12 protein-coding genes are annotated in these 13077 nt (G+C 50.8%); 8 read left to right on the forward strand and 4 right to left on the reverse strand.

Annotation, left to right across the window (positions count from 1 at the left end; translation table 11 throughout):
- The 4 genes from PQR63_RS19470 to PQR63_RS19485 all read right to left on the reverse strand — a co-directional run bounded on the left by PQR63_RS19470 (position 1) and on the right by PQR63_RS19485 (position 4196).
- Positions 1-1827 carry an AAA family ATPase gene (locus tag PQR63_RS19470; RefSeq protein WP_408169609.1) on the reverse strand — a complete coding sequence of 609 codons (1827 nt, stop codon included), beginning with the start codon at positions 1825-1827 and terminating at the stop codon, positions 1-3.
- A gap of 359 nt (positions 1828-2186) precedes the next feature.
- Entirely contained in the window at positions 2187-3434 is a 1248-nt protein-coding gene (locus PQR63_RS19475) for a hypothetical protein (RefSeq protein WP_408169610.1), read from the reverse strand.
- A gap of 60 nt (positions 3435-3494) precedes the next feature.
- Positions 3495-3977, reverse strand: a complete 483-nt coding sequence (locus PQR63_RS19480; RefSeq protein WP_408169611.1) for a hypothetical protein — start codon at positions 3975-3977, stop codon at positions 3495-3497.
- 84 nt (positions 3978-4061) lie between these two features.
- A complete protein-coding gene (locus PQR63_RS19485; protein WP_408169612.1) occupies positions 4062-4196 on the reverse strand; it encodes a hypothetical protein in 135 nt (44 codons plus the stop codon).
- Between the two features lie 180 nt (positions 4197-4376).
- On the opposite strand from PQR63_RS19485, the gene PQR63_RS19490 reads away from it, so the two are divergent.
- The 8 genes from PQR63_RS19490 (at position 4377) to chrA (ending at position 12894) form a co-directional block, all read left to right on the forward strand.
- Positions 4377-5279, forward strand: a complete 903-nt coding sequence (locus PQR63_RS19490; RefSeq protein WP_408169613.1) for a hypothetical protein — start codon at positions 4377-4379, stop codon at positions 5277-5279.
- Positions 5276-7009 carry a hypothetical protein gene (locus tag PQR63_RS19495; protein ID WP_408169614.1) on the forward strand — a complete coding sequence of 578 codons (1734 nt, stop codon included), beginning with the start codon at positions 5276-5278 and terminating at the stop codon, positions 7007-7009. The genes PQR63_RS19490 and PQR63_RS19495 overlap by 4 nt, the downstream gene beginning before the upstream one ends.
- 304 nt (positions 7010-7313) lie before the next feature.
- Positions 7314-7649: an ArsR/SmtB family transcription factor gene (locus tag PQR63_RS19500; RefSeq protein ID WP_408169615.1), complete on the forward strand. Its 336-nt coding sequence runs from the start codon at positions 7314-7316 to the stop codon at positions 7647-7649.
- A gap of 146 nt (positions 7650-7795) precedes the next feature.
- Complete coding sequence (locus PQR63_RS19505; RefSeq protein WP_408169616.1) at positions 7796-9079, forward strand: arsenic transporter; 1284 nt, start codon at positions 7796-7798, stop codon at positions 9077-9079.
- A 10-nt stretch (positions 9080-9089) separates the two neighbouring features.
- Positions 9090-10304 (forward strand): MFS transporter, encoded by a 1215-nt coding sequence (locus PQR63_RS19510; protein ID WP_408169617.1) that lies wholly within the window; start codon positions 9090-9092, stop codon positions 10302-10304.
- Positions 10305-10306: 2 nt separating this feature from the next.
- A complete protein-coding gene (gene arsC, locus PQR63_RS19515) occupies positions 10307-10738 on the forward strand; it encodes an arsenate reductase (glutaredoxin) (RefSeq protein ID WP_408169618.1) in 432 nt (143 codons plus the stop codon).
- Positions 10719-11453, forward strand: coding sequence for an arsenical resistance protein ArsH (arsH, locus tag PQR63_RS19520; RefSeq protein WP_408169619.1), 735 nt, complete (start codon positions 10719-10721; stop codon positions 11451-11453). Before arsC ends, arsH begins: the two co-directional genes overlap by 20 nt.
- Positions 11454-11532: 79 nt before the next feature.
- A complete protein-coding gene (chrA, locus tag PQR63_RS19525) occupies positions 11533-12894 on the forward strand; it encodes a chromate efflux transporter (RefSeq protein ID WP_408169620.1) in 1362 nt (453 codons plus the stop codon).
- Positions 12895-13077: the final 183 nt, after the last annotated feature.

The following is a 13077-nucleotide window of genomic DNA, read 5'->3' on the forward strand; positions in this document are numbered from 1 at the left end:
TTATGCCCGCTTCAGGAGCCGTCGTATTGCCTCATCCGCACGCTCAGGAGCGTCGAACCAATATTCATGCAGCAATGGGCCAATTTCTGATTGCACCACATCGGCAAACCAGGCCTGTGCATCGGTCACAAGTTCGTGCGGCGTAATATACGAGTGACCAACTTGGAATTGCGGCCCCAAGGTACGGTCTTCCGCCACCTCCTGATTCAAGGCTTCCATCAACGTCTTGATACGTCGAGTCTCTGCTAAATCTATTCCTTTGCTGCTGCACCATTGTTCCCAAGCGCTGTTCATAGTCGGTTCTAAGTTTACGAAGGCAAAGCGGCGGCGCAGTGCCAAGTCCACTAGCGCTAGCGAACGGTCCGCGACATTCATAGTACCAATCAAATAAAGATTCTCCGGCACATACACCTTTTCACCCCGAGTCTTGGAGTACGTTAGTTCCATCGCCTCAGCGCGTGAACGCTTGCTGCTCTCTATCAGAGTCAGCATTTCACCCAACACTTGAGCAGGGTTACCACGATTAATTTCCTCGATGATAAGCACATGCTCTAAGTCTGGCTGAGCTCTCGCTGCTTCCACGACCTGCAAAAAAATCCCATCTATAAGCGTCAGACGCCCATCACCGCCTGGACGGTAGCCACGCACGAAATCTTCATACGATAAGGCCGGGTGAAACTGCACCACACGCAATTGCTCATCAGAGACATTTTTTTGCCCAATCAGAGCCTTAGCGAGACGCCTAGCTAACCACGATTTTCCGGTACCAGGCGGGCCTTGTAAAATCAAGTTCTTTTTTTCGACCCAGCGTTTAAGCATGCTAGCCAACTCCTGCTCTGGAGTAAAACCGCCTTCGATAACGATGTCCGCAACACCGTACGTAGTCACCAATGGCACCTGCTCCATCTCTTCCAGCTCTTCGGATTCATCAACTTCGGGCGTGGCAACCGATACAACTTCCCCTTCACTACCAAATCGGTCGCGCCAGTATGGCTGGGCCATAAAGAAAGAATAGTCTTGTTGCGCGGCCTGAAAGGTAAAAGTCACCAGACGACGAGCCAGCTCTTCGTCTTCCACCCGTGCACGAGTAATAGTGGAGCGGTAGGTATAGAAATACCACTCCCTTACCTCGCCCAGTGCCTCCCACGCCACATCCACCGTGCGACCATCTCCATGGTTGCGGGTTACCGTACCAACGGCCTTGATTTTCATGCCACTTACAGACTGCCCTTTGGTATCAAACGGTAAACGGTGTTTGCGCACAAATGAAGCTTTGATAGCAATCAGGTCCCCTGGCTTCATGCTACGCACTTGCTTGGAGAATTTTTCTTCGTAGCCGTTTTGCCAAATGCCTTCTTTCAAAAAGCGTGGAATTTGGTCGCTCTCGCCATTACCCCACGTCGCACCAACAAACCAATACTGCGTATCGTCAGGTTGCACATCGTCCTCCGGTGCAACAACCTCTTCCTCGTGCCCCTTGAATTGTGTAGTTACACTTTTAAATACCGCCACGGCCTGTGTATCTGTAAATTCAGTTGCCTGTTTTCCGAGTTCCGTTAACGCCCATACACCTCGCTTTGGAGCGTACATCCAACCTGCTTTTGTCAAATAAAACCGCGCCCAAGCGGCACGGTTTTCAAAGGTGGGACGACCGTTTTTATTGGCCTGTGCCAAGTCACCTGCTGATAGCCCGCAATGCTCAGCTATATAGTCATACACCTGCCTGGCCTTGGCCTGACCACCGAAATGCTGCAAGGCGAGATACACAGGCGCGAAATAACTCACAAACTGCGGAACACCTTCTATTTTGGAGTGAAATAAAGACATACCTTGTAAACTTCCTTTGCTCTATAGGGCGCATAGGCCATTCTTGTTTCAGCTAAATTGTGATGCCTAATTGTTGCGTTGACTTTGTTGCCAGCCCTTCCGTCGGACTAGCGGGATGCCCACCAGCGCACGCCAATTGAGAACATTATGCTCGAATCGGCGTATGCTCGGAACGTCACACTGATAATAGGAAAGAAGCCTCCAAGGAAACCTCGGTGCCGTAAAGGTGATTTCCTCTGGAATGCATGGCGCACCATCCATCAAGAGACAAGCCGTGTAATTAGCGCATGCAAACACGATACTCACCTCTCGTGCTAGCCGGTGCTGCGCACAGGCGTTCGTGACGGACCTGCTAAAAGTCAACGCTCATCAAATTTAAAGCTTCCATCCTTCCGGTACAAATCTCTCATCCCAAAACGCAGTCTCGGATACTCGCCATGCTCAAGAGCGAAATTAAAGACTTCGAAATAGGCACGAGAAAATTCATCTACGTCCTCGCAAAACGAAGTCCAATTGTGCAGCTCAGCGTAGTCTAGCGCGATACATGGCAGGTCAATCTTTTTGAAAAGCCCAAACAGATGTTCGCTATACTCCGAGTAGCTGTCTGTAAAAAATTCGCGCACAACAATCAGAGATAGTATCTGGCGCCGCCCTAAATCAATCTCTATCTCTTTGTCGTCGATGAGCATGCGCAGCGGCTGAATTCGCTCCAAATAGCCGATTGCACCCTTAGCCTGAGCAATACCACCTTTCAACTGTTTTACCGCCCTTGAACGTTTTCTTTCCAGAGTATTTTTAAGAATTTCCTCAGTGTTTTGCGAGTCTTTTGCTTGTATCAGAAGACATATGTCATCAGTGATGACAATGATGTCTGCAATTTCTTCGCCATCGTATACCCGCTTCGGCGCATGGTAGATTTGGTCTACGCTGAGAACTCGCTGCAGCAGAAGGATAATATCTATCTCCTGAAAATACCCCGGCTCCGTCTTAACCAAAACTGAACGATTGAATCCTTGTCCGCCATGAAAACTATAGCGTTCAGGATTCATGTCCATAATTACCGTCTCTTCTGGAAAAATAGGCTTGTCGAACTTGATGGCAATCGCTTCAGCATCGTGTTGCTCTGTGCGCGTAGCAAACCATATCGTCGCCGCCTCAGCTAGTTCATGAACGACGTCGTGGGCCAGGTCGTAGAGTTTGGCATCGTTTAAGGTCCTCTTCGCCTCAGGTGATATGTGAACCGTCGCTTCATAACCGAGTAGCTCCCTATCGTGTTCATCGAAGAGGTGAACTTTGAGCTGACTTCCTAGCAGTGTTGCAATTATGGACTTTGACGTCGCGTCGTTTGAGAGCGGAGTCCACACGGTTAGCGGACTTTCAGCATCTTCAAAGAATGCAGTCATTAAGCCAATCGTTTGAATACCAGCGACATCCAAAGGCACTATATAGACTTTAAAACCCTGATTCATCTTTGCCGTCAGCAAGTATTGCTGAAGCATCTTCACAATTAAACTCGGGACCGCTTCACCTGGTATCTGAAATCCTCGAATACCCGCTGGATATTGGAGAACCATCTGTGCAATCTCGGGATAAAAGATAGTTAGCATTCGTAGCTTTCAGAATTGAGCGGCCAAATTACTTAGCCGGCTGCATTGTTAGGGGCGTCTTCAGGAGGCGAATCTTGAACGGCGTCGTTCTTGCGTCTGATACGAGCCTTCACAGAAGCCCTTCTTCACGACAACGGGCTTCTTGGCAGCAATAGCTGTTGCTACCACAGGCTTCCTAGATGCCGTTTTCTTTGCTTTAGCAGCCTTCTTCGCCTCAATCGTATCGATAGCAGCGATTTCCTTCTGTTGCGCCTTATAGGCCACGAGCCATTCGGCAGCAGCGGCTTTTGACTCAGCTTGAAGGTTCTTAGCCACGTCAGCATATTGCACGCTTGTCAGATTGCCGACGAGCCATCCGATACGCTTCGCGCCAGCCGCTGTGATGACGAAGTGCATATCAGGGAGGCCCCACATCGGTTCTTTATCGTTGAGACGCTCCTCGAACAGAGATTGTGCCTCTTTGTTCGCGATTTTCACAAAACCGCTGTTCAGCAAATTTTGCAATGTGATTTCAACGATTTTTTGCGCTTCGCCACGGTCCATTTAGCCATAGGTCATATGCAAATGCATTTGCAGCTGCTTACTTCCAAATGCCTTCTTCAATCCCATCAGCGACAGAGTCAACGCCTATGCCGGCGACAGGTTCTCAGCTTCTTTCTCGCTGACATCGGTGGTCAGCGGGAAGGTAACGTAGAGACTCAGGAGCGATGTAACAAGAGCTGCTGCTGGGTCTGGCTTTTCAATTTTTTGCAGCTTCGGCATTTCAGATTCCCCTAAGAAAGTTTTGCATTATACAAAGCCTTTCCATTGAGCAATTTCCATAGGGGAATTATGCGGTCTTGACGGTTATGGCCAAGCTCAATCTATCCGGGCCAAGTCGTTCGCCCTGACTGCTACAATCGTCGACAACTTATAATAAATTACGTCTCAGGGGGAATTCGAATGGATTCAGATTTTCCAGAGCTCTATCGGAAACTCACGTCTAACCGTGCTGTACCCGAAGCTGCAATTGCCACTCTCCCAGAGATTGCGGCACTCTGCCGAGCCCACAAATCTACAGCAGGCACAGATAACAAGCTACCGCCTTATGCCGACCACTGTTTCCACGAAATCGTCATATCTCTCCCGCTTTTCACAAGTGCCATAGCTCAATGGCTAACGTCGGATGAAGACTTCGAACTAGGTTCGGCTTTGCTTTCCAAGGCCAACGGAGAATATTTAGACGCGAAGTCACCATTGAGTTTCGATTTGGAGCAGGTTAAGGAAAACATGGCCATCCTTGCCGGATGCCGGCTAGCAGCCGAATTTTCCACCCCGGCTATAAGCTTAGGCTGGACTCTCAGTCTACTGGCAGCTCGACCAACATCGGAATTGACTCAGAACGCCGTGACATCGCTACTCGGCTATCACCTAGATGAATTCCCTATCACTAGCAAAAAACTTCTCACCGTCCCAAGTCCTGAATTCGAGTCTTTGGATTTATTTCAACTTGCGCGAGCTGAAATACAAAAACGTGCTCAATTTATCAACTCACTGCCCTTCGTGAACGAGTTTGCCATGACACCAGAGATGCACATGCGCTTGGTGGCGATTCGGAGACAAGAGAATCGAGAAATTCTACGAAGCGCAAATGACACCTCGTTCTTCGCAAAACTGTTTTCGACCCACCACTTCAAATATTCAAACAAAACGTCTGTAGAAATTCACCATGCCGATGGAATTGAGGAAACCACCCTAGATATGGCAACCCATAGCGTATCCATGGAGCTCCCCCTGTCTGAACGAACAGACCCCATGTTTGGAACTAAACTCCGATACGCCTTGTGGCAAGGTCACCTGAAATGAGCATACAACTTGTCCTTTCAAACTATCTCTCTGGCCTAAAAGAACGACACGAACTGGACGCACTTTTGCCGGAACTTCTGAAGGCCATGGGTCATTCTGTATTGAGCCGTCCTCAAGTTGGAGTAGGCCAAGGCGGAGTCGATGTGATGTCAACGTTTGTCAGCGAGGATGGCATCGAGACTGTCTTCTTGTTTGTCATCAAATTCGGCGACGTCAAGCGAAGTGACCTTTATTCGGGTGACCAAGCAATTGACCCATCTATCAGAGAAGCTTGTAACGACTTCGTCCGCAATAGGATTCCCGCTACGCTCCAGGACAAGCCTAAAAATATCGTTCTTATATCTAATGGCGAACTGCGACAAGAGGCACAAAGCGGCTTTGCTGCATTATCTAGTGATGTGGAAAGTCGGCCTCTCTGCTCTCTTCATTTTTGGGGCACGGACCAACTTACCCCACTCATCGAAAGACACCTCTTTGATGAGGCACTTTTGCTATCCAAAGGAAAATCAGACCTCAGGGCTGCGTTGGCAGGCCTAGAAAATTCAGACATGGCGATTCACTGCTTTGTCCGATTCGTAGCGCACTGCTTCGAGAAACCTGACGACGAAGCGACATCAAGCAACTCGACCCGCAGAAAGCGATTTCTGAAGAGGTGTGCAGCCGCAGCTATGGGATGGGCCGTGTTACTTGTTTGGGGAAAAAGCGAGAAAAACGAAAAGCCTGGCGTAGTTACTGGAGAATTTTTGGCTCTATACCTGTGGTCCGAAGCCGTGAAGGACGGGTTACAAGAGGATGAGGAGTTCCAAAGTCGACTCAGCAACGTCCTAAAAATTCAGACCAGAGCTTTACTGGAGTATTTTGCGAAGTCAGCACAGCAACTAATGAATCGAGAGGTAGTTCTACTGCACCGACCGGAAAGAATTTTCTACGCTGACCTCATTTTTGAGGAAATGGGTAGGCTCGCGACACTGATACTGCTGCTGGAAAAATTTCCTGAATTCAGCACCTACCGTCAAAGAACTATTCAATTGTCAGTATATCTGGTGAATGCGCATACCGGCTGCCGACTTCCAGTCTACGATGGCCAGGCAATCGATATCAGCCTCCTGCTGTCGGCATGGATGGGAAGTGCTGCTTGGTCGCATGCAAAGAATTTGGCCTTTGATATCGTCGACAGACTGGGACACGCGTTAGCTAGAAACCAATATCTTCCTATCGACACAGATTTGATTGATGACGCAATCGCGCTGAACATCACGAAGACAGCTGATTCACGAGACTTTTTCAAAACTTCCAGTCTCATACCGGCTCTCGCTACCGCCTCCGCATTCCTTGGCTCAGATGACACCATCCAACTCCTCAATGAGAAGATTCAGCCATTGCTTCAAGAGGTTACTCTTGAGCGTTGGTATCCGCAAGTAGCGCTAGAGACGCTGACCGCCTCGACGCAGTCGGTTCAGGACGTTGGAATATCTCGTGCGATAGCAAAGCTTTACCCCTCAGCTGCCGAGGAGCGTGATTCTTCGCTGAAGGTCGTAAAGGACGCCGCGTTGCCAACGGACTTCAAATGGCACAAAAACTGGGAAGTTCTGGTGGCACTATCGGCGCGACTTCATCGCCATCCCTTACCCACATGGTATTTGGCTGCAAAGCACCAGCAAGGTATGCAGTTGACCGCGAGTCCGGTTCAAGAATCCACAACCGTTGACGGAAAAAAGACGACCAGTTAAAGTACAAGAACTGGTACAAAGTGCTGGTACAAGGTGAAAAACAGGGGCAAAAAATGCCCTTGATTTCAAAGGATATTTTTTCTAAGTTCGCCTCTCACACCTTCCGCCAAAAACAGACAAAGCCTTGATTTCGTTGAGATTTCAGGGCTTTTTTGTTTTTGGGAATACATCCGGCCGAGAAATCGCCCCCCCCCCCCCCTTTTTAATCCCCACTGGCGGCACGCTTCAAAATGCATGCAAGCAAACTCCTTGCATTAACTCAATGATTCAACAATAATTGAATCATTGAGTTAATGAGAAAATCATGGATACCAGGGAAACAATCGCCGCGCTTGCCGCGCTTGCACAGGAGTCACGTCTCGCGGTCTTCCGCTTGCTGGTTCAGGCTGGTCCGGAAGGTATGGCGGCCAGCAAAATCGCTGAACAAATATCCGTTACCCCATCCGCACTGTCCTTCCACATGAAGGAGCTCTCTCACGCCAGCCTGGTGACCTCTCGTCACGAAGGACGCTTTGTCATCTACTCGGCCAACTTCAACACCATGAACGGTTTAATCGGCTTTCTGACGGAAAACTGCTGCGGAGGGAATGTGTGCTCACCCGTTAGTGCATGTCGAGAAAAGGAAGGATTGGCGACTTAAGATGCCGTTCGTCAATCTCGCAACGTCACCTGCCGAGCCGGATCAAAAGGCCGCGTCTTGCGATTTGCTGACTTTCTACCCTGCCTCGTTCTACATCAGTACCCTCGGTGCAATCAGACAGCCAACATAACAAGGATAAAAACCACGTGCTCATCGCTTTTACTATCTTCTTGCTGACTCTCGTTTTTGTTATCTGGCAGCCTCGTGGACTGGGCATCGGCTGGAGTGCATCCGCGGGGACCTTCATCGCTTTGGCGTTCGGCGTGATTCAGCTGTCCGATATTCCGGTGGTATGGCACATCGTCTGGAATGCGACTGGCACCTTCATTGCCATCATTATCATCAGCTTGCTTTTGGATAAAGCCGGCTTCTTCGAATGGTCGGCACTGCACGTTGCACGCTGGGGCGGAGGCAACGGGCGCAAGTTGTTTGTCCTATTGATTTTGCTCGGCGCGGCTGTCTCTGCGCTGTTCGCCAACGATGGCGCCGCGCTGATCCTGACTCCGATTGTGATCGCCATGCTGCTGGCATTGCGCTTCTCGCCGCAAGCCACTTTGGCGTTCATCATGGCCGCCGGTTTTATTGCAGACACAGCAAGCTTACCGTTAGTCGTGTCGAATCTCGTCAATATCGTTTCAGCCGATTTCTTCAAGATCGGATTTTCACAGTACGCGGCCGTCATGCTTCCCGTCAATGTCGTTTCGGTGCTCATGACTCTGCTGGTGCTGTTCTTGTATTTTCGTCGCGATATCCCCCGCGACTATGACCTCAGCCAGCTCAAAAAACCAAATGACGCGATTCATGACCGCGCTACTTTCATCGCCGGCTGGTGGGTTCTTGGTCTGCTGTTGGTTGGCTTTTTCTGGTTTGAAAGAGTGGGAGTCCCGATTAGTGCTGTCGCTGCAGCCGGCGCCCTCGTCCTCCTGATTGTCGCAGCAAAAAGCCGCATCATCCCCACACGCGAAGTGATCAAGGGGGCACCGTGGCAGATCGTCTTCTTTTCGCTGGGCATGTACCTGGTGGTCTATGGATTGCGTAACGCAGGCCTGACGGGTTATCTCACAGACATCTTGAACGGCTTCGCCCAACACGGCGTGTGGAGCGCTGCCATTGGTACGGGCCTGCTGACGGCTTTCCTGTCGTCGATCATGAACAATATGCCGACGGTCCTGGTCGGAGCGCTATCGATCGACGCAGCAACCGCGCAAGGCGTGGTCAAGGACGCCATGATTTATGCGAATGTCATTGGAAGCGACCTCGGCCCGAAGATCACACCAATCGGCAGCCTGGCGACGTTATTGTGGCTGCATGTTCTGGCGACAAAGAAGATTCAGATCTCCTGGGGTTACTACTTCCGGGTCGGCGCCGTGCTGACAATCCCGGTTCTGGTAGTGACGCTTGCAGCCCTTGCTTTGCGCTTGACTGCCTGAGTACCTGAACATGGACATCACAATCGATAAGCCAGCCTGGTTGATCCCCTCTCTCGGATTGACGCAAATCGTCGGGTGGGGATCCATGTTCTACGCCTATGGTGTGCTGATGCAGCCTATGCAGACGGAACTGCAAGTCTCCAAGCCAGTGATTGTCGGTGCCTATTCACTGGCGCTGCTGATTTCAGGCCTGCTGTCGACACTGGCCGGCAGCATCATTGATCGCGTAGGCGGTCGTTTGTTGATGGGAATTGGAACAGTATTGGCTGCGGCGATGCTGGCGCTGCTCTCCACCGTCCATAGTGTGACAGGCTTGTATGTGATCTGGGCAGGCATCGGCGTGGCGATGAGCGCTACGCTTTATCAACCGGCATTTGCGGTCATTACTCAAATCTTTGAAGCCGATTTTCGGCGTGCAATTACGATGCTCACGCTCTTCGGCGGTTTCGCCAGTACGGTGTCGTGGCCGCTGACGCAATGGCTCTTGGTGCATTTTGGATGGCGTGACACATGGATGATTTACGCCATAGCCAATCTCGCCATTTGCCTGCCGATCCATGCCTTGTTGCCTCGGGCTACCAGCATCAAGGCAAAGATCAAGAATCGCACGGCAAAGAGCATTGGCCTGGCAACGGTGTTGCGCGATCCTGGTTTTTATCTGCTCACGACAGCGATCACATTGAATGCACTGGTGTTTTCAGCGATGTCGTTGCATTTGATTTCTATTCTTCATGACAGAGGCATGTCCATTTACTATGCCGCAGGTATCGGCGCCATGATCGGCCCCATGCAGGTGTTAGGTCGTATTTTGGAAGCCACCGTCGGCAAGAAAGCCAAGACCAGACAGATTGGTCTGGTTGCCATTTCCTTGTTGCCTGTAGCCCTGATTTTGCTGTTTGCACCGGCGAAATGGTTACTCGTCTACGGATTGTTTGCCGTCATGTACGGTGTCGGCAACGGCGTAATGACCATCGTCCGAGGAACATTGCCGGCGGAACTCTATGGCCGTGAGGCCTATGGGGCCATCAGCGGCGCCATGGCCACACCCGTGACAATTGCCTTTGCTGCCGGCCCCTTTGCCGCCTCCCTGCTCTACGCCATCGGAGGCGGTTATCGAGGAGCTATCGCGGCGCTGATCGGTATCGCCGGCCTCGGTGCCGTGCTGTTCTTTTATGCCACTGCACTTCCTCGATCCGCAACAACTTCATTCTCACCTCAGGATTAATCATGACAACCACGATCTATCACAATCCCGCCTGCGGCACGTCCCGCAATACGCTCGCCCTGATCCGCAATAGTGGGGAAGAACCGATTGTTATCGAGTATCTGCAACATCCGCCTTCACGTGAAATCCTGATCCAGCTCATCAACGATGCGGGTCTTACTGTACGTGAGGCGATCCGCCAAAAAGGAACTCCTTATGCGGAGCTTGGACTGGACGATCCGGAGTTGACAGATGAGCACTTGCTCGATGCCATGCTTACACATCCGATCCTGATTAATCGTCCTTTTGTGGTGACCTCCAAGGGGACTCGTCTATGCCGCCCATCTGAAGTGGTGTTGGATATCCTGCAAAATACTCAACAAGGATCCTTTACCAAGGAAGACGGCGAAGTTGTCATCAACGCGGAGGGACAACGTGTCGCACCAGCCAAATGATCTGCAAAGCATCCTGCCAAACATTGCCGATGACTTGCTCAAAGCACCAACGGTAAAGGACTTTGCCAATATCGGCGCGGCAACGCATGCACCGCGATTCTTGCTGCTGTACGGTTCGCTGCGTGATCGGTCTTATAGCCGCTTGCTGACAATGGAAGCGGCACGTCTGCTTGAAGCGATGGGTGGAGAGGTGAAAATCTTCGATCCGCACGGGCTGCCAATGCCCGATGCCGAGCCTGAAACGCATCCCAAAGTCGTAGAACTGCGCGAACTGGCGCAATGGTCAGAAGGAATGGTCTGGTGTTCACCTGAGCGCCACGGCGCCATGAGCGGCATCATGAAGGCACAGATCGACTGGATTCCCCTGACGCAAGGGGCTGTTCGGCCAACACAAGGAAAAACACTGGCGGTGATGCAAGTATCCGGCGGTTCCCAGTCTTTCAATGCCGTCAATCAGATGCGTATTCTCGGGCGATGGATGCGTATGATCACCATCCCAAACCAATCCTCCGTGGCGAAGGCCTACCTCGAATTTGAAGAAGATGGCCGCATGAAGCCATCGTCTTACTATGAGCGGGTTGTTGACGTAATGGAAGAATTGTTCAAATTCACTGTATTGACGCGGGACGTGGCGCCGTTTTTGGTCGACCGGTATAGTGAGCGACGCGAGACCAGAGATCTGTTGGCGAAACGTACAAATCTCAACGCCATTTAGAACTCATTTAGTAAATAGGTAGCCTATTTATGAAATGAGTTCTAGCAAGTGAGTGTTCGCTACAACACAAAAAATATCCATGAATACACCCGATCTGCAGCCGCCTATTGAAGTGAGAACAGAACCGCCTGCCGTGCGATTTCGCGATGCATTTATTTTCTGGCTCAAACTCGGATTTATAAGCTTCGGCGGCCCGGCAGGACAAATATCCATCATGCACCAGGAGTTGGTAGAAAACCGACGCTGGATATCTGAGCGGCGCTTTCTGCATGCGTTGAATTACTGCATGCTATTGCCAGGTCCGGAAGCGCAGCAATTGGCTACCTACATCGGCTGGCTAATGCACCGTACGCGAGGCGGAATTGTTGCAGGCGTCCTGTTTGTCCTTCCTTCGCTCCTGATTCTGATTGTGTTGTCATGGCTTTACATCGCGTTTGGCAATCTGCCGTTGATAGAAGGCTTGTTCTACGGAATCAAGCCTGCGGTGACCGCGATCGTTTTGCAGGCGGCGCATCGCATTGGCTCTCGCGCTCTCAAAAATAGCGCTCTCTGGACGATTGCTGCGGCGTCCTTCGTTGCTATTTTCGCCCTCAATGTCCCCTTCCCTGTCATTGTCGTCGCCGCCGCACTGATTGGCTATCTCGGAGGAAAAATTGCGCCATCCAAATTCTCCGTTGGCGGTGGTCACGGAGCGGCGCAAAAATCGTTTGGAAAAGCAATCATCGACGATGACACACCAACCCCGCTGCATGCACAATTTCACTGGATAAAGTTGTTTAAGATCGTCTTCGTCGGAGCACTGTTGTGGGTAATTCCGATGTGGGGACTGGTCGCGATATATGGCTGGAATCACACCTATACCAAAATGGGATGGTTTTTTACGAAGGCGGCATTCATGACCTTCGGCGGTGCTTACGCCGTTTTGCCGTATGTCTATCAAGGCGCCGTTGCACAGTTTTCGTGGCTGACGCCCACCCAGATGATTGATGGGCTTGCCTTGGGTGAAACGACACCCGGCCCCTTGATCATGGTGGTAGCATTTGTCGGCTTCATTGGAGGGTATGCAAAGGCGGTATTGGGTCCCGATCATTTGTTCCTCGCGGGTGCCATTGCCGCGACGCTAGTGACCTGGTTCACTTTTTTACCGTCTTTTTTATTCATTCTCATCGGCGGGCCGCTCGTTGAAGCGACGCATCAGGACATCCAATTTACTGCTCCCCTGACTGCCATCACTGCGGCAGTGGTAGGTGTCATCTTGAATCTGGCAACCTTCTTTGGATTGCATGTTCTATGGCCGCAAGGATGGGCACAGCGTTTTGACTGGATATCCGGACTCATTGCACTTGCAGCATTGATTGCATTATTCCGCTTCAAACGAAATGTGATTCACGTCATCATCGCATGCGCCTTGCTTGGACTGCTCGCCAAAACATTCCTCTGAACAGCAACCGGCAATTGAAGACACGAGGCCGCCAGTGCCCCTGACGAGCCTTATGCAGGATCTTGCTTCCGTAGCATACCTGACAAATACACATTACAGATAAAACAACGCATCAATTGCTTAAGATGATTTATTCCGACACCCAAAAACAACACTCCCCCTTTACCCGATATCACATAATAT

The organism is Herbaspirillum rhizosphaerae (assembly GCF_046025915.1).
GTDB classification, from domain to species: Bacteria; Pseudomonadota; Gammaproteobacteria; order Burkholderiales; family Burkholderiaceae_D; genus Herbaspirillum; species Herbaspirillum rhizosphaerae_A.

Excerpts from the sequence above, each read along its gene's own strand:
- PQR63_RS19470 (WP_408169609.1), bottom strand. The coding sequence starts at position 1,827 with ATGTCTTTATTTCACTCCAAAATAGAAGGTGTTCCGCAGTTTGTGAGT.
- PQR63_RS19475 (WP_408169610.1), bottom strand. The coding sequence starts at position 3,434 with ATGCTAACTATCTTTTATCCCGAGATTGCACAGATGGTTCTCCAATAT.
- PQR63_RS19480 (WP_408169611.1), bottom strand. The coding sequence starts at position 3,977 with ATGGACCGTGGCGAAGCGCAAAAAATCGTTGAAATCACATTGCAAAAT.
- PQR63_RS19485 (WP_408169612.1), bottom strand. The coding sequence starts at position 4,196 with ATGCCGAAGCTGCAAAAAATTGAAAAGCCAGACCCAGCAGCAGCTCTT.
- PQR63_RS19490 (WP_408169613.1), top strand. The coding sequence starts at position 4,377 with ATGGATTCAGATTTTCCAGAGCTCTATCGGAAACTCACGTCTAACCGT.
- PQR63_RS19495 (WP_408169614.1), top strand. The coding sequence starts at position 5,276 with ATGAGCATACAACTTGTCCTTTCAAACTATCTCTCTGGCCTAAAAGAA.
- PQR63_RS19500 (WP_408169615.1), top strand. The coding sequence starts at position 7,314 with ATGGATACCAGGGAAACAATCGCCGCGCTTGCCGCGCTTGCACAGGAG.
- PQR63_RS19510 (WP_408169617.1), top strand. The coding sequence starts at position 9,090 with ATGGACATCACAATCGATAAGCCAGCCTGGTTGATCCCCTCTCTCGGA.
- arsC (WP_408169618.1), top strand. The coding sequence starts at position 10,307 with ATGACAACCACGATCTATCACAATCCCGCCTGCGGCACGTCCCGCAAT.
- chrA (WP_408169620.1), top strand. The coding sequence starts at position 11,533 with ATGAATACACCCGATCTGCAGCCGCCTATTGAAGTGAGAACAGAACCG.